This window comes from Pseudomonas muyukensis, from assembly GCF_019139535.1.
Lineage (GTDB): Bacteria > Pseudomonadota > Gammaproteobacteria > Pseudomonadales > Pseudomonadaceae > Aquipseudomonas > Aquipseudomonas muyukensis.
Map to the genome: position 1 here is coordinate 796,233 of NZ_CP077073.1, position 16,268 is coordinate 812,500.

Sequence of the window (16,268 nt, forward strand, 5' to 3'; positions counted from 1 at the left end):
TGTTCGCGTGAACCAAATCAAGAAGATGCTGGCCGTACCAGCAGCTGTATTCGCCCTTTGGGCAATGAGCGCAACCGCTGCAACCAACGACGACATCGCCAAGCGGCTCGAGCCGGTGGGCCAGGTGTGCGTGCAGGGCCAGGAATGCAAGGGCATGGAAGTGGCCGCCACTGCCGGCGGTGGCGCTGCCAAGACGCCGGACGAGATCATCGCCAAGCACTGCAACGCTTGCCATGGCACTGGCCTGCTGAATGCGCCCAAGATCGGCGACACCGCAGCCTGGAAAGAGCGCGCCGACCACCAGGGCGGCCTCGACGGCATCCTGGCCAAGGCCATTACCGGGATCAACGCCATGCCACCGAAAGGCACCTGCGCGGACTGCTCGGACGATGACCTCAAAGGTGCGATCAAGAAGATGTCGGGCCTGTGAACCCGGCCTGATTTCAAGCAAGCCCGCCGCTGATGGCGGGTTTTGTTTTTGCATGGCCAGTGCTGGCCTCATCGAGGGGCAGGCAACCAACCCGCTCAAGTCCCTGTCCAACGTCCTGACCCCACGGATGACCCAGGAGGCCCAGATGCAGCGCTGCCCCATCGACCAGGCCGTGGACGAAGTCCTGACGTGCCTGCCCACCCATATCCACATGGGCCTGCCCCTGGGCTTGGGCAAACCCAACGCTTTCGTCAACGCGCTCTATGCGCGGGTGCGCGACCTGCCCGAACGGCGCCTGACCATCTACACCGCCCTGTCTCTGGGCCGCCCACCCTTGGGCGACGGCTTGCAGCGCCGCTTCCTCGAGCCCTTCGTCGAGCGGGTGTTCGCCGACTACGAGGAGCTGACCTACCTGGCCGACCTGCGCGCCGACAGGCTGCCGCCAAACATCCGCGTGGAGCAGTTTTTCATGCAGCCCGGCAGCCTGCTGCACAGCGAACCGGCGCAGCAGGACTACGTCAGCAGCAACTACAGCCATGCCGCCCGCGACATCAACGCCAAGGGCCTGAACCTGGTCGCCCAGCTGGTGGCGGCCACGCCGGAGCGGCCCGATCACCTGAGCCTGGCCTGCAACCCTGATATCACCCTCGACCTGCTACCGATGATCGCCCGGCGCCGGGCGGCGGGCGAGACCATCCTGGTACTTGGCCAGGTGCACAGCGAGCTGCCCTATATGCCCGGGGCGTCGGAACTGGAGCTGGCGCAGTTCGACCTGCTGATCGAGCAACCCGAGCAGCGCCGCTTGTTCTCCACGCCGAACATGCCGGTGACTACCCAGGACCATTGCATCGGCCTGTATGCCAGCGCCCTGGTGCGAGATGGCGGCACCTTGCAGGTCGGCATCGGCGCCATGGGCGATGCCGTGACCGCGGCGCTGCTGGCGCGCCAGGGCGATAACGCAGGTTATCGCGCGTTGCTCGGCGAGCTGGGTGTGGCGCCGTGGCAGGCGTTGATCGACCGGGAAGGGGGCCTGGACACTTTTGCCCAGGGCCTCTACGGCTGCAGCGAGATGTTCGTCAACGGCCTGTTGGTGCTGGCCGAAGCCGGAGTGGTGCGGCGCCCGGCGGACGAGCGCGGGGTGTTGATCCACGGTGGCTTCTTCCTCGGGCCGCGGGCGTTCTATCAGCGCCTGCGGGAGATGCCGTTGGCTCAGCGTGCGCGTTATGCCATGAGCGCGATCAGCTTCATCAACGAGCTGTACGGCGAGGAAGACCTCAAGCGTCGCCAGCGGCGAGATGCCCGCTTCCTCAACACGGTGTTCGGCATGACCTTGCTCGGTGCCGGCGTTGCCGACCAGCTGGAGGATGGCCGGGTGCTCAGCGGCGTGGGCGGGCAGTACAACTTCGTCGCCCAGGGCCATGCGCTGGAAGGCGGGCGCTCGGTTCTGCTGTTGCGCAGCTGGCGCGAGGCTGGCGGCGAGGTCACCTCAAACCTGTACTGCAGCTACGGCCATTGCACCATTCCCCGCCACTTGCGCGATATCGTGATCACCGAGTACGGCATCGCCGACCTGCGTGGGCAGACCGACAGCGAAGTGATCGCGCGGCTGTTGGCGATTTGCGATTCGCGTTTCCAGGGCGAACTGATGGCCCAGGCCAAGGCGGCGGGCAAGCTGGCCAGGACGTTCGTGCTGGAGGCGCGCTACACCGACAACACGCCCGAGCGGCTGGCGACGATCCGGGCACGGCATGCGCGGTTGTTCCCGGAGTATCCGTTGGGCAGTGATTTCACAGCCGAAGAGCGCGACCTGCTAAGGGCGCTGAACTGGCTGAAGAGCAAATTCAAGCTGAGCGAGGCGCTGGAGCTGGGCAAGGCGGCGCTGGATGCGCCAGGGCCCGAGGGGTATGGGGCACAGTTGGCGCGGATGCGGCTGGATGACCCTCAGGGTTTGAAGGAGGAGCTATATCAGCGCTTGCTGCTGGCGGCGCTTCAGGCGACGCGATAATACCGGGCAGTCCTGGCCCCCTGTAGGAGCGGCCTCGTGTCGCGAAAGGGGCGCGTAGCGGCCCAGGATTTCAGCGTTCATGCAACGATCGCCGGGGCCGCTTTGCGGCCCTTTCGCGACACAAGGCCGCTCCTACAGGGTACGAGCAAGGCTTTACTCGATGAAAGTGACCACGCCGCCTTCCAGCGACTTGACCCGGGCCAGCGATTCGACGCGGTAACCCTGGCTGTCCAGCTCGGCACGGCCGCCCTGGAACGACTTCTCGATGACGATGCCCAGGCCCGCCACGGTGGCGCCGGCCTGCTTGATGATCGAGATCAGCGCCTGCGACGCCTTGCCGTTGGCCAGGAAGTCGTCGATCACCAGCACGCGGTCGCTGCTGTTGAGGTGGCGCGGCGAGATCGCCACGGTGTTCTCGGTCTGCTTGGTGAAGGAGTACACCGAGGCAGTCAGCAGGTTCTCGGTCAGGGTCAGCGACTGGTGCTTGCGGGCGAAGATCACCGGCACGCCCAACTTCAGGCCAGTCATCACCGCCGGGGCGATACCCGAGGCTTCGATGGTGACGATCTTGGTCACGCCCGAATCGGCGAACAGGCGAGCGAATTCGTCACCGATCAGCTGCATCAGGGCAGGGTCGATCTGGTGGTTTAGAAACGCATCGACTTTGAGTACCTGGTCGGAAAGCACGATGCCTTCTTCGCGAATCTTCTGCTGCAGTGCTTCCACTGTTTATTCCTCGATGTAGCAAAGGTGGCCGCTAGAAGCGGCAAAGTTAAAGAGTAATGGTTGATCAGCGTTTGAGCATTGCCCGGATATCGGCCAGCGCGTTGTTGCCGCGCGCGGCTTTGACTTCCACGGGCGCATCGTCCAGGCCTTCCCAGGCCAGGTCGTCCGGCGGCAGTTCGTCGAGGAACCGGCTCGGCGTGCAGTCGATGATTTCACCGTACTGCTTGCGCTTGGCGGCGAAGGTGAAGGCCAGGGTCTGGCGCGCGCGGGTGATGCCCACGTAGGCCAGGCGGCGTTCTTCCTCGATGGTGTCGGCCTCGATGCTCGAGCGGTGGGGGAGAATTTCCTCCTCCATGCCCATGATGAACACGTAGGGGAATTCCAGGCCCTTGGAGGCGTGCAGGGTCATCATCTGCACACCCTCGGCGTTCTCTTCCTCTTCCTGCTGGCGCTCGAGCATGTCGCGCAGCACCAGCTTGCCGATGGCGTCCTCGATGGTCATGTCACCCTCTTCGTCCTTCTCGAGGGTGTTCTTCAGCGCTTCGACCAGGAACCAGACGTTGCTGATGCGAAACTCCGCGGCCTTGTCGCTGGCGGTCTGCTGGCGGATCCAGTTTTCGTAGTCGATATCGCGGATCATCTCGTGCAGCGCGGCGATCGGGTCGTCCAGGGCAACCTTGTGGCGGACCCCGTCGAGCCAGTGCTTGAAACGCTGCAGGCGCTCGGTGTACCGCGCGTCCAGGTGCTCACCCAGGCCCAGCTCCTCGCTGGCGGCGTACATCGAGACACCGCGCTCGGTGGCGTAGTTGCCGAGCTTTTCCAGGGTGGTCGAGCCGATTTCGCGGCGCGGCACGTTGATGACGCGCAGGTAGGCGTTGTCGTCGTCCGGGTTCACCAGCAGGCGCAGGTAGGCCATCAGGTCCTTGACCTCCTGGCGGCCGAAGAAGCTGTTGCCGCCGGACAGGCGGTACGGTACCTGGTGGTGCTGCAGCTTCAGCTCGATCAGCTTGGCCTGGTAGTTGCCCCGGTAGAGGATGGCGAAGTCGCTGTACGGCCGGTTGGTGCGCAGGTGCAGGGTGAGGATTTCCATGGCCACGCGTTCGGCCTCGGCTTCCTCGTTCTTGCAGCGGATCACGCGGATCTCGTCGCCCACGCCCATTTCGCTCCACAACTGCTTCTCGAAGTCGTGCGGGTTGTTGGCGATCAGCACGTTGGCGCAGCGCAGGATGCGGCTGGTGGAGCGGTAGTTCTGCTCGAGCATCACCACTTTCAGGGAGGGGTAGTCCTCCTTGAGCAGCATCAGGTTTTCCGGACGCGCGCCACGCCAGGCGTAGATCGACTGGTCATCGTCGCCGACCACGGTGAACTGGTTGCGCATGCCGATCAGCATCTTCACCAGCAGGTACTGGCTGGCGTTGGTGTCCTGGTATTCGTCCACCAGCAGGTAGCGCACGCGGTTCTGCCAGCGCTCGAGCACCTCGGGGTGCTCCTGGAACAGCTTGACCGGTTGCAGGATCAGGTCGTCGAAGTCCACCGCGTTGAACGCCTTGAGCGTGCGCTGGTAGTGGGTGTAGACGATGGCCGCGGTTTGTTCGCGCGGGTTGCGCGCCTTTTCCAGGGCTTCAGGAGGCAGGATCAGGTCGTTCTTCCAGGCACCGATCATGTTCTTGATCTCGTCGATGCCGTCGTCGCCGGAGTATTCCTTCTGCATGATGTCCGACAGCAACGCCTTGATGTCGGACTCGTCGAAGATCGAGAACCCCGGCTTGTAGCCCAGGCGCTCGTGCTCCTTGCGGATGATGTTCAGGCCCAGGTTGTGGAAGGTGCACACGGTCAGGCCCCGGCCTTCCCCCGGGCGCAGCAGGGTGCCGACCCGCTCCTTCATCTCGCGCGCGGCCTTGTTGGTGAAGGTCATGGCGACGATGTACTGGGCGCGGATGCCGCAGTTTTGGATAAGGTGGGCAATCTTGCGCGTGATCACGCTGGTCTTGCCGGAGCCTGCACCGGCGAGCACCAAAAGAGGGCCGCCGACGTAGTCACGGGCTTCCTGTTGCCGGGGATTGAGTCGGGACATGCTAGAAACCGGGGGTCGCCAGAAAATAGCCGCGCATTCTAGCAGGCATGGGGCCTTTAATGCGCGACCGTCTGACAGTGTGATGCAGGGCGCGAATCGGATTTGCCGCTTCTGCTACTTTCGCGCAGGATGCACGTCAAATTGCGTCGGGATGGCGACCACGGACGGGCAATGATTAAAAGTGAAAATCATTTTCACTTATTCGGGTAGGATGGCCCGCGCTCGTCGTTTCACCGCCCTCGTCTAAGGAGCCCGCTTGTCCACGCCTGTCGAACCCCTGCGTTTGCTGCTGTTGGCCGATGAGCCGGAATGGGCCGGGCACCTGCGCGAGTGCCTGCAGCCGCTGGGCGGTAGCGTCGTGCTGCTGACCGCGCCGAACTGGGCGGCGGTGGACAGCCTGTTCGCCCATGACCGCCAGGCGGTGGTGCTGGCCACGCCGGCCCTGCAGCCGGCCCCGGGGCGCTGCGAGCTGCCGACCATCCTGCTGCTGGAGCAGGAGCCGGCCAGCGCACCGGTGGGCGTGAGCGACTGGCTGGTGCTGGCGCAACTGAGCACCGACACCCTGCGTCGTTCCTTGCGCCATGTCCGCGAACGGGGCGTGCTGGTCGCCACCTTGCAGCGCCTGGCCGAGCAGGACCCGTTGACCGGCATCGCCAACCGCCAGGGCTTCCAGGCACTGCTCACGGCGCGCCTGGCCGAGAACGATGGCCGTGGCCTGGCGCTGGGTCATCTGGACCTCGACAATTTCCGCCACGTCAACGACGCGCTCGGCCACCAGGGTGGCGACCGGCTGATCCTGCAGGTGGTTGCCCGCCTGAAGAAGCAGCTGGAGGCCGGCGACCAGCTGGCGCGCCTGGGCAGCGATGAATTCGCCCTGTTGATCGACACACGCCGCGACCCCAGTCGCGCCGAGTGGCTGGCCGAAGGCATCATCGAGGCACTGACCGAGCCCTACTGGATCGACGGCGAGAGCCTGTTGCTCGGCTGCAGCCTGGGCATCGCCCACGCCCGCGCCCAGGCCGGCGCCGACCCCTTGATGTGGCATGCGCACATTGCCATGCGCCAGGCCAAGGGCAGCCAGGGTTGTACCTTCCATGTGTTCAACGAGCGGATCAACCGCAACGCCCGCAGCCTCGCCGACCTGGAGAGCGAGCTGCGCCGCGCCCTGCGCCGTGACGAGCTGGAGCTGCACTACCAGCCACGGTTGAACCTGGTCGATGGGCGCATCGTCGGCCTCGAGGCGCTGGTGCGTTGGAACCATCCCGAGCGCGGCCTGCTGCCGCCTGCCGAGTTCGTGCCGCTGGCCGAGCAGAGCGGGTTGATCGTGCCGCTGGGCTACTGGGTCATCTCCCGCGCGCTGAGCGATATGCAGGCCCTGCGCGAGCATGGCCTGGCGCCATTGCACATGGCGGTGAACCTGAGTTTCCGCCAGTTTCAGGACAGCCAGCTGCTGGCCACCCTGAGCCGGCTGATCGTCGAGCATGGCGTGGATGCGCGTTGGCTGGAGTTCGAGTTGACCGAAACGGCGGTGATGCGCCGCAACGAACTGGTGCGCCAGACCATGGATGCCCTGGGCCGCCTGGGTGTGCGCTTTTCGCTGGACGATTTTGGCACCGGGTTCTCTTCGTTCGTGCACCTGAACAGCCTGCCGATCACCTTGCTCAAGGTCGATCGCAGCTTTGTCGGCGGCATGGAGCAGCGCGAGGAAAACGCCAAGCTGGTGCACGCGATGATCAACCTGGCGCACAACCTCAACCTGGAGGTGGTCGCCGAAGGGGTCGAGAGTGAAGCGCAGCTGGCGCTGCTGCGGGCGTTTGGCTGCGACCAGGTGCAGGGTTTCCTGGTGAGCCGGCCGTTGCCGGTGGCTGAGTTGATCGAGTACCTGTTGCAGGTACCGAGCCCGGCTCAGCTGCAGACCTTGTAGATTGCGCATTGGGGCTGCTTTGCAGCCTTTTCGCGACGCAAGGCCGCTGCTACAGGCGACCGCGGTCCTCTGTAGGAGCGGCCTTGCCGAGGCGTCGGACCGGTCGGAACGGGGCGCAAAGCGCCCCCGGCAATTTCAAGCCGTAAAGATGATCAACCGGCCAGCATGCGTCCGGTTTCTTCCAGGTTCTCGTGCCAGCTCAGCGCTTCGCGCAGGATATGCGGAGTATGCCCGCCACGCTGGCAGGCGCGCTCGAAGTAGTCGTTGAGCGCCGCGCGGTAGTCTGGGTGCACGCAGTTGTCGATGATCACCCGGGCGCGCTCGCGTGGTGCCAGGCCGCGCAGGTCGGCCAGGCCCACCTCGGTCACCAGGATGTCCACATCATGCTCGGTGTGGTCGACGTGGCTGACCATCGGCACCACGCTGGAGATCGCGCCGCCCTTGGCAATCGACTTGGTGACGAAGATCGCCAGGTGGGCGTTGCGGGCGAAGTCACCCGAGCCACCGATGCCGTTCATCATCTTGGTGCCGCAGACGTGGGTCGAGTTGACGTTGCCGTAGATGTCGAACTCCAGCGCCGTGTTGATGCCGATGATACCCAGGCGACGGACGACCTCGGGATGGTTGGAGATCTCCTGCGGACGCAGCACCAGCTTGTCCTTGTAGCGCTCCAGGTTGCCGAACACGTCGGCATTGCGGCGGCTCGACAGGGTGATCGAGCTGCCCGAGGCGAAGCTCAGCTTGCCGGCGTCGATCAGGTCGAAGGTCGAGTCCTGCAGCACTTCGGAGTACATGGTCAGGTTTTCGAACGGCGACTCGATCAGGCCGCACATCACGGCGTTGGCGATGCTGCCGATGCCAGCCTGCAGTGGGCCGAGGTTGTTGCTCATGCGCCCGGCGTCCACCTCGCCCTTGAGGAAGGCGATAAGGTGGTCGGCGATGCCTTGGGTCTCGTGGTCAGGCGGCAGCACGGTGGAGGGCGAATCCGGCTGGTCGCTGATGACGATGCCGACGATCTTGGCCGGGTCGATCGGGATCGCGGTGCTGCCGATGCGGTCGTCGACTTTCACCAGCGGGATCGGCGTGCGGGTCGGGCGGTAGGTCGGGATATAGATGTCGTGCAGGCCTTCGAGGTTGGCGTTGTGCGACAGGTTGATCTCGACGATGACCTGCTTGGCGAAGATCGCGAAGCTGGCCGAGTTGCCGACGGAGGTGGTCGGCACGATATGGCCCTGTTCGGTGATCGCCACCGCTTCGATGACCGCGATGTCCGGCAGGGTCAGCTGCTTGTTGCGCAGCTGCTCGACGGTTTCCGACAGGTGCTGGTCGATGAACATCACCTTGCCGTCGTTGATGGCCTTGCGCAGGGTGCTGTCGACCTGGAACGGCATGCGCCGGGCCAGCACGCCGGCCTCGGTCAGTTGCTTGTCGAGGTCGTTGCCCAGGCTTGCGCCGGTCATCAGGCTGATCTTCAGCGGCGACTGCTTGGCGCGTTCGGCCAGGGCGTGGGGCACGGCCTTGGCTTCGCCGGCGCGGGTGAAGCCGCTCATGCCGACGGTCATGCCGTCCTCGATCAGGCCAGCGGCATCGGCCGCACTCATTACCTTGCTGTGCAGGGAGGACAAGCGGATACGATCACGGTACATGGATTGTTATCTCGGGCTACTGAAACTACTGCAGCGCAGTCTAGAGATATTGCCCCTTGCCGTCCCACGACCATGGTCGTATGAGAAGCCTTGGGATAGAGCCGTTGATCTGGATCATCGAAACGCAAAGGCCCCGGGACGAATCTCGCCGGGGCCTTCTTTGTAACGCGCGGTTTGCAGCGAAAAGCCTTACTCCACCGCCTTGACCATATCCTCGATGACCTTCTTCGCGTCACCGAACACCATCATGGTCTTGTCCAGGTAGAACAGTTCGTTGTCCAGGCCTGCATAGCCGCTGGCCATGGAGCGCTTGTTGACGATGATGGTCTTGGCCTTGAACGCCTCGAGGATCGGCATGCCGGCGATCGGCGACTTCGGATCGTTCTTCGCCGCCGGGTTGACCACGTCGTTGGCGCCCAGCACCAGTACCACGTCGGCCTGGCCGAACTCGGCGTTGATGTCTTCCATCTCGAACACCTGGTCGTATGGCACCTCGGCCTCGGCCAGCAGCACGTTCATGTGCCCGGGCATGCGCCCGGCCACCGGGTGGATCGCGTACTTCACGGTCACGCCGTTGTGGGTGAGCTTCTCGGTCAGCTCCTTGAGCGCATGTTGGGCGCGGGCCACGGCCAGACCGTAGCCGGGCACGATGATCACGCTGTCGGCGTTGCTCAGCAGGAAGGTGGCGTCGTCGGCCGAGCCGGATTTCACCGGGCGCTGTTCCTTCGAGCCCTGGGCCGCGCCGGTGTCGGTGTCGCCACCGAAGCCGCCAAGGATCACGTTGAAGAACGAACGGTTCATCGCCTTGCACATGATGTACGAGAGGATCGCACCGCTGGAGCCCACCAGGGAGCCGGCGATGATCAGCATCGAGTTGTTCAGCGAGAAGCCGATACCGGCTGCCGCCCAGCCCGAATAGCTGTTGAGCATCGACACCACCACCGGCATGTCGGCGCCGCCGATCGGGATGATGATCAGCACGCCCATGATGAAGGCCAGGGCCAGCATCAGGGTGAAGGCGCTGTAGTGGCCGGTGAAGGTGAACAGCAGCCCCAGGGCGATGGTGGCCAGGCCCAGGATCAGGTTCAGCTTGTGCTGGCCGGCGAACTGTACCGGTGCGCCCTGGAACAGGCGGAACTTGTACTTGCCCGACAGCTTGCCGAAGGCGATCACCGAGCCCGAGAAGGTGATGGCACCGATCGCCGCGCCGAGGAACAGCTCCAGGCGGTTGCCGGTGGGGATCGGGTCGCTGATGGCGGCGACGATGCCCATCGACTGCGGTTCGAGCACCGCGGCAATGGCGATGAACACCGCCGCCAGGCCGATCATGCTGTGCATGAAGGCGACCAGCTCGGGCATCTTGGTCATCTCGACGCGCTTGGCCATGATCGAACCGGCCGTGCCGCCGACCAGCAGGCCGACGATGACGTAGCCGATGCCGGCCGTGGCCAGCTCAGCCCCAAGCTTGTAAATGAGGCCGACCGTGGTGAGGATCGCGATGCCCATGCCGATCATGCCGAACAGGTTGCCGCGCCTTGAGGTGGTCGGGTGCGAGAGGCCCTTGAGCGCCTGGATGAAGCAGACCGAGGCGACCAGGTACAGAAGCGTTACCAGATTCATGCTCATGCTTACTTCTGCGCCTCGTTCTTGGTTTTCTTCTTGAACATTTCCAGCATGCGACGGGTGACCAGGAAGCCACCGAACACGTTCACCGCCGCCAGTGCCACGGCCAGGGTGCCCATGACCTTGCCGGCCGGGGTGACGGTCAGCGCGGCGGCCAGCATGGCGCCGACGATGACGATCGCGGAAATGGCGTTGGTGACCGCCATCAACGGGGTGTGCAGGGCCGGGGTGACGTTCCATACCACGTGGTAGCCCACGTAGATGGCCAGCACGAAGATGATCAGGTTGTAGATGCCGTGGGAAATCAGCATGTCTTCCATTGTCGTGCTCCTCAGCCGTTCTTGCGCACGACCTGGCCGTCGCGGCACATCAGGCACGCGGCGACGATGTCGTCTTCGAGGTTGATGACCAGGTTGCCGTCCTTGTCGAACAGCAGCTTCATGAAGTCCAGCAGGTTGCGTGCATACAGCGCCGAGGCATCGGCACCGAGCTGGGCTGGCAGGTTGGTCGGGCCGACGATGGTCACGCCGTTCTCCATCACCACCTGGTCGGCCACCGTCAGCGGGCAGTTGCCGCCCTGGGCTGCGGCCAGGTCGATGACCACCGAACCGGGCTTCATCTGCGCCACGGTCTCGGCGCTGAGCAGGGTTGGCGCCTTGCGCCCGGGAATCAGCGCAGTGGTGATGACGATGTCGGCCTGCTTGGCGCGTTCGTGCACCGCCTGGGCCTGGCGCTGCATCCAGCTGGCCGGCATTGGCCGGGCATAGCCGCCCACGCCTTCGGCGCACTCGCGCTCCTCGTCGGTCTCGTAGGGCACGTCGATGAACTTGGCGCCGAGGGACTCGATCTGCTCCTTCACCGCCGGGCGCACGTCGGATGCCTCGATCACCGCGCCCAGGCGCTTGGCCGTGGCGATGGCCTGCAGGCCGGCCACGCCGGCACCGAGGATCAGCACGCGGGCGGCCTTAACGGTGCCGGCGGCGGTCATCAGCATGGGCATGAAGCGCGGGTAGTGGTGGGCGGCCAGCAGCACGGCCTTGTAGCCGGCGATGTTGGCCTGCGAAGACAGCACGTCGAGGCTCTGGGCGCGCGAGGTGCGCGGGGCCGCCTCCAGGGCGAAGGCGGTGATGCCGCGCTCGGCCATCTTGGCGATCAGTTCGTTGTTGAACGGGTTGAGCATGCCCGCCAGCAGGCTGGAGCTGTTGATCAGCGCCAGTTCCTGGTCGTTGGGCGCGACCACCTTGAGCACCAGCTGCGCGCCAAAGGCGTCGGCGGCTTCGCCCAGCGTGGCGCCCACGGCTTCATAGGCACTGTCCGGAATGCTGGCCTTGAGCCCTGCCCCCCGTTGCACGGTGACCTGATGGCCCTGGCCAACCAGTTTCTTGATGGTTTCCGGGGTCGCGGCGACCCTTGTCTCACCCGTCTGCGTCTCGAGAGGAACACCAATGTGCACGACTTTGTCTCCTGCGGTGACCTTTTGTCTTTGTAGAAACCAGCGCACTTCGGGTGGTGCGGCTGGGCGGTCGTAGAGCACGACCCCGCCGAATCCGGGGCGGGGAGGCATTTTGCAGACGAACCTTTGGGCCTTCAACCGGTTCTGAAGCGAAACGAAGTTAAAACTACAAGTCACCCTGTGACCGTATGTCGCAACGATTGGGTTCCGGCCCGTCAAGCACGCGCTATTCGGAGCTTAGGAGAAAAATTGAAAAATATTCCGCTGTTTTCGTTGTCGGCTTGCTGAATGTCGCAAAATAACCTGCAAACCCGCGCAGTGACTAGGGTTGCTGCGTTTTTACAGGCGAACGGAACAGATTACGGATTTGCGACAAATCCATATATCTGTAGGTGTCAAAAATAATTGACTACGAGGTCAGCTTATCCGCTTCCGCACTACTTCTCGGCGGTGTACTGCTGCGCCTGGGCCACCAGCCAGTCGCGGAAAGCCCGTAGCGAGGCGGACTCCACCTTTCGCTCGGGGATCATCAGATGGTAGGCCTTGTCGCTGGCCAGGGCATGCCTGTTAGCGACCACCAGTCGGCCTTCCTGCAGTTCGCGCTGGATCAGGAAGGGCGGGATCAGCGCTATCCCCATCTCATGCATGGCGCCCTGGGCCAGCATCGAGAACAGTTCGTAGCGTGGGCCGGTCATGTCCCGCTCCACGCTCATGCCCAGGCTGGCGAACCATTGTCGCCAGGCGTAGGGGCGGGTGGTCTGTTGCAGCAGCGGCAGTTCACCGATGCGCCGGGCATCGAGGCCATCCAGCCCGGCCAGCAACGCCGGGCTGCAGACCGGCATCGGGTTCTCGCCCATCAGCCGGTGCGCCTGGGTGCCCGACCAGTCGGCGTCGCCGAAGTAGATGGCGGCATCGAAGGCGGTGTCGGCGAACAGAAACGGGCGGGTGCGGTTGGTCAGGTTGACCGTAACCTCGGGGTGGCGATGCTGGAAATCCTTAAGACGTGGCAGCAACCACTGGGTGCCGAAGGTGGGTACCACCGCCAGCTCGATCACGTTGGCGCCTTGCTGACGCATCACCGACAGGGTGTCGCGCTCCACCGCATCCAGCTGCGCGGCGACCTGGCGGCTGTACGACAGCCCGGCTTCGGTCAGCTTCACGCCGCGGCGCGAACGCCGGAACAGTTCCACATTGAGGAAGGTTTCCAGCCCGCCGATCTGCCGACAGACGGCGCCTTGGGTCAGGGCCAGTTCGTGGGCGGCCTTGGTGAAGCTCTCGTGGCGCGCCGCGGCCTCGAAGCAGACCAGGGCGGTGGTGCTGGGAATCTTGCGGCGCATGTACGTCAACCTCACTTGTTCGCCGTTAACCAGGGCTTTTGGCTGTTCATGGAGTGAGAAAATATCACTAAATGGTGCGCAATCCTCGTTTGTTCCGCTGCCCGATCAAGCCTAGGATCAATGCAGCACAACAATTCGTTTCCCACTGTTTGAGGAATCCGCACATGGCCGGTAAAGCAAGCTTCAACTGGATCGACCCGCTGCTGCTCGACCAGCAGCTCACTGAAGAAGAGCGCATGGTCCGCGACAGCGCTTATCAGTTCGCCCAGGACAAGCTGGCGCCGCGCGTGTTGGAGGCGTTCCGCCATGAGCAGACCGACCCGGCGATCTTCCGCGAGATGGGTGAAGTCGGCCTGCTCGGCGCGACCATCCCCGAGCAATATGGCGGTAGCGGCCTGAACTATGTGTGCTACGGCCTGATCGCCCGCGAGGTGGAGCGCATCGACTCTGGCTACCGTTCGATGATGAGCGTGCAATCGTCGCTGGTGATGGTGCCGATCAACGAGTTTGGCACCGAGGCACAGAAGCAGAAGTACCTGCCGAAGCTGGCCAGCGGCGAGTGGATCGGCTGTTTCGGCCTGACCGAACCCAACCACGGTTCCGACCCAGGCTCGATGATCACCCGGGCACGCAAGGTCGATGGCGGCTACCGTCTGACGGGCGCGAAGATGTGGATCACCAACAGCCCGATCGCCGACGTGTTCGTGGTCTGGGCCAAGGATGATGCCGGTGATATCCGCGGCTTTGTCCTGGAAAAGGGCTGGCAAGGCCTCAGCGCGCCGGCGATTCATGGCAAGGTCGGCCTGCGCGCCTCGATCACCGGTGAAATCGTCATGGACAACGTGTTCGTGCCGGAAGAGAACATCTTCCCCGATGTGCGTGGCCTGAAAGGCCCGTTCACCTGCCTGAACTCGGCCCGCTACGGCATCTCCTGGGGCGCCCTGGGCGCTGCTGAGGCCTGCTGGCACACCGCCCGCCAGTACACCCTGGACCGCCAGCAGTTCGGCCGCCCGCTGGCTGCCAACCAACTGATCCAGAAGAAGCTGGCCGACATGCAGACCGAGATCACCCTGGCCCTGCAAGGTTGCCTGCGCCTGGGGCGCATGAAGGACGAAGGCACCGCGGCGGTGGAAATCACCTCGATCATGAAGCGCAACTCCTGCGGCAAGGCGCTGGACATTGCCCGCCTGGCGCGCGACATGCTGGGCGGCAACGGCATCTCCGACGAGTTCGGCGTGGCGCGCCACCTGGTCAACCTCGAGGTGGTCAACACCTACGAAGGTACCCATGACGTGCATGCGCTGATCCTGGGGCGTGCGCAAACTGGCATTCAGGCGTTCTATTAATAGAGGAGCCAGGCCATGGGCGCGCTTTCCCATCTGCGGGTGCTGGATCTTTCCCGGGTATTGGCTGGCCCTTGGTCAGGCCAGATTCTTGCCGACCTCGGGGCCGACGTGATCAAGGTCGAGCGCCCGGGGGCAGGAGATGATACGCGGTCCTGGGGGCCGCCATTTCTGCGCGATGCCCAGGGCGAGAACACCAGCGAGGCGGCCTATTACCTGTCGGCCAACCGCAACAAGCGGTCGGTGACCATCGACTTCACTCAGCCCGAAGGCCAGCGCCTGGTGCGTGAGTTGGCGGCGAAGTCGGATGTGGTCATCGAGAACTTCAAGGTGGGTGGCCTGGCGGCTTACGGGCTCGATTACGCCAGCCTCAAGGCCGTCAATCCGAAACTGGTCTATTGCTCGATCACCGGCTTTGGCCAGACCGGGCCCTATGCCAAGCGCGCCGGCTACGACTTCATGATCCAGGGGTTGGGCGGCTTGATGAGCCTGACGGGCCGCCCGGAGGGCGAGGAGGGGGCTGGGCCGATGAAGGTGGGCGTGGCGCTGACCGACATCCTTACTGGCTTGTATTCCACCGTGGCGATCCTGGCAGCGCTGGCCCACCGTGACCAGGCCGGGGTTGGCCAGCATATCGATATGGCGTTGCTGGATGTGCAGGTGGCCTGCCTGGCGAACCAGGCGATGAACTATCTCACCACCGGTACGCCGCCGCGCAGGCTGGGCAATGCGCATCCCAATATCGTGCCTTACCAGGATTTCCCGACGGCGGATGGCAACTTCATTCTTACCGTGGGCAATGACGGGCAGTTCCGCAAGTTTGCCGAGGTGGCGGGGCAGGCGCAGTGGGCGGACGACCCGCGGTTTGCTACTAATAAGCAGCGAGTGGCCAACCGTGCTGAGCTGATCCCGCTGATTCGCCAGGCGACGGTGTTCAAGACCACGGCGCAGTGGGTGGCGGCTTTGGAGCAAGCAGGCGTGCCTTGTGGGCCGATCAATGACCTGGGGCAGATGTTCCAGGACCCGCAGGTGTTGGCGCGGGGGCTGGCGGTGAATGTCCCGCATCCGCTGGCGGGCAGTGTGCCGCAGGTGGCCAGCCCGCTCCGGCTGTCGGAGACGCCGGTGGAGTATCGTCTGGCGCCACCGTTGTTGGGCGAGCATACCGAGGCGGTGTTGGGGGATGTGTTGGGGCTGGCTGCGGGGGATGTGCAGCGGTTGCGGGAGGCTGGGGTGGTTTGAGGCTTCTATATAGGTAGGAGATAGCGGGGAGGCTGGGAGGTCTCCCCGGTTTTGTTTTGGGGGGCTATTTAGATAGGTGTTGGGGGCGGCAGGGGCTGTCTTGAGATTGGGCTGGCTTTGCGAGGTGTTCGCCGATAGGTATTCAGCGCCTGGGCGATCGAGCGCCGCCCGCGCGGCGCTTCGCCGGCAAGCCGGCTCCTACATTTGTTTCGGGCCAATCTGTTCTGCGCCATCCCCTGGTCCGCCTTGTCGGTACGCCGCGGTTTCAGCGTGGGCGTTGCCGCCGCCCTGCCCGACTCACGCCATGCACCCGGGCAGGCGCCGGTACTTTTCCAGGATTCATTGGCCCGAAACAAACCTGTAGGAGCCGGCTTGCCGGCGAAGCGCCGCGCGGGCGGCGCTCGATCTGATAGGCGCTGCAAGGCTTATGGCGGGCCCCTGGCGCCCTGACGCGGTCCTTCCCCTAAT

At 64.3% G+C, this 16,268-nt stretch carries 12 protein-coding genes; 5 read left to right on the top strand and 7 right to left on the bottom strand.

Features of this window, described 5'->3' with window-relative positions:
- The first annotated feature begins 7 nt into the window (after positions 1-7).
- Positions 8-430, top strand: a complete 423-nt coding sequence (locus KSS95_RS03740; protein WP_177414180.1) for a c-type cytochrome — start codon at positions 8-10, stop codon at positions 428-430.
- A 145-nt stretch (positions 431-575) separates the two neighbouring features.
- Positions 576-2,435: an acetyl-CoA hydrolase/transferase C-terminal domain-containing protein gene (locus KSS95_RS03745; RefSeq protein WP_217853925.1), complete on the top strand. Its 1,860-nt coding sequence runs from the start codon at positions 576-578 to the stop codon at positions 2,433-2,435.
- A gap of 153 nt (positions 2,436-2,588) precedes the next feature.
- Here KSS95_RS03745 and KSS95_RS03750 read toward each other — a convergent pair whose 3' ends face one another.
- Positions 2,589-3,161, bottom strand: coding sequence for a xanthine phosphoribosyltransferase (locus tag KSS95_RS03750; RefSeq protein ID WP_011536381.1), 573 nt, complete (start codon positions 3,159-3,161; stop codon positions 2,589-2,591).
- Positions 3,162-3,225: 64 nt separating this feature from the next.
- Positions 3,226-5,235 carry a DNA helicase Rep gene (gene rep / locus KSS95_RS03755; protein ID WP_217851789.1) on the bottom strand — a complete coding sequence of 670 codons (2,010 nt, stop codon included), beginning with the start codon at positions 5,233-5,235 and terminating at the stop codon, positions 3,226-3,228.
- 256 nt (positions 5,236-5,491) lie between these two features.
- On the opposite strand from rep, the gene KSS95_RS03760 reads away from it, so the two are divergent.
- Entirely contained in the window at positions 5,492-7,159 is a 1,668-nt protein-coding gene (locus KSS95_RS03760) for a putative bifunctional diguanylate cyclase/phosphodiesterase (RefSeq protein WP_217851791.1), read from the top strand.
- Positions 7,160-7,311: 152 nt separating this feature from the next.
- Here the strand turns inward: KSS95_RS03760 and scpC are convergent, their stop codons facing one another.
- From scpC to KSS95_RS03785, 5 genes are all read right to left on the bottom strand, one after another.
- Positions 7,312-8,805, bottom strand: coding sequence for a succinyl-CoA:acetate CoA-transferase ScpC (gene scpC, locus KSS95_RS03765; protein WP_023631270.1), 1,494 nt, complete (start codon positions 8,803-8,805; stop codon positions 7,312-7,314).
- A gap of 189 nt (positions 8,806-8,994) precedes the next feature.
- Positions 8,995-10,431 (bottom strand): NAD(P)(+) transhydrogenase (Re/Si-specific) subunit beta, encoded by a 1,437-nt coding sequence (locus KSS95_RS03770; RefSeq protein ID WP_217851793.1) that lies wholly within the window; start codon positions 10,429-10,431, stop codon positions 8,995-8,997.
- A 2-nt stretch (positions 10,432-10,433) separates the two neighbouring features.
- Positions 10,434-10,748: an NAD(P) transhydrogenase subunit alpha part 2 gene (locus KSS95_RS03775; protein WP_008097413.1), complete on the bottom strand. Its 315-nt coding sequence runs from the start codon at positions 10,746-10,748 to the stop codon at positions 10,434-10,436.
- 11 nt (positions 10,749-10,759) lie between these two features.
- Positions 10,760-11,881, bottom strand: a complete 1,122-nt coding sequence (locus KSS95_RS03780; RefSeq protein WP_217851795.1) for a Re/Si-specific NAD(P)(+) transhydrogenase subunit alpha — start codon at positions 11,879-11,881, stop codon at positions 10,760-10,762.
- A gap of 437 nt (positions 11,882-12,318) precedes the next feature.
- Positions 12,319-13,218, bottom strand: coding sequence for a LysR family transcriptional regulator (locus tag KSS95_RS03785; protein WP_217851797.1), 900 nt, complete (start codon positions 13,216-13,218; stop codon positions 12,319-12,321).
- Between the two features lie 164 nt (positions 13,219-13,382).
- Here KSS95_RS03785 and KSS95_RS03790 point away from each other — a divergent pair, with 164 nt between their 5' ends.
- A complete protein-coding gene (locus KSS95_RS03790) occupies positions 13,383-14,564 on the top strand; it encodes an acyl-CoA dehydrogenase (RefSeq protein ID WP_217851799.1) in 1,182 nt (393 codons plus the stop codon).
- Positions 14,565-14,579: 15 nt separating this feature from the next.
- The gene (locus KSS95_RS03795; protein WP_217851801.1) at positions 14,580-15,800 is read left to right on the top strand and encodes a CaiB/BaiF CoA transferase family protein; all 1,221 of its coding nucleotides are present in this window, start codon (positions 14,580-14,582) and stop codon (positions 15,798-15,800) included.
- Positions 15,801-16,268: the final 468 nt, after the last annotated feature.

Coding starts and splice junctions, on each gene's coding strand:
- KSS95_RS03775 (WP_008097413.1), bottom strand. CDS start 10,748: ATGGAAGACATGCTGATTTCCCACGGCATCTACAACCTGATCATCTTC.
- scpC (WP_023631270.1), bottom strand. CDS start 8,805: ATGTACCGTGATCGTATCCGCTTGTCCTCCCTGCACAGCAAGGTAATG.
- KSS95_RS03790 (WP_217851799.1), top strand. CDS start 13,383: ATGGCCGGTAAAGCAAGCTTCAACTGGATCGACCCGCTGCTGCTCGAC.
- KSS95_RS03785 (WP_217851797.1), bottom strand. CDS start 13,218: ATGCGCCGCAAGATTCCCAGCACCACCGCCCTGGTCTGCTTCGAGGCC.
- rep (WP_217851789.1), bottom strand. CDS start 5,235: ATGTCCCGACTCAATCCCCGGCAACAGGAAGCCCGTGACTACGTCGGC.
- KSS95_RS03795 (WP_217851801.1), top strand. CDS start 14,580: ATGGGCGCGCTTTCCCATCTGCGGGTGCTGGATCTTTCCCGGGTATTG.
- KSS95_RS03745 (WP_217853925.1), top strand. CDS start 576: ATGCAGCGCTGCCCCATCGACCAGGCCGTGGACGAAGTCCTGACGTGC.
- KSS95_RS03770 (WP_217851793.1), bottom strand. CDS start 10,431: ATGAGCATGAATCTGGTAACGCTTCTGTACCTGGTCGCCTCGGTCTGC.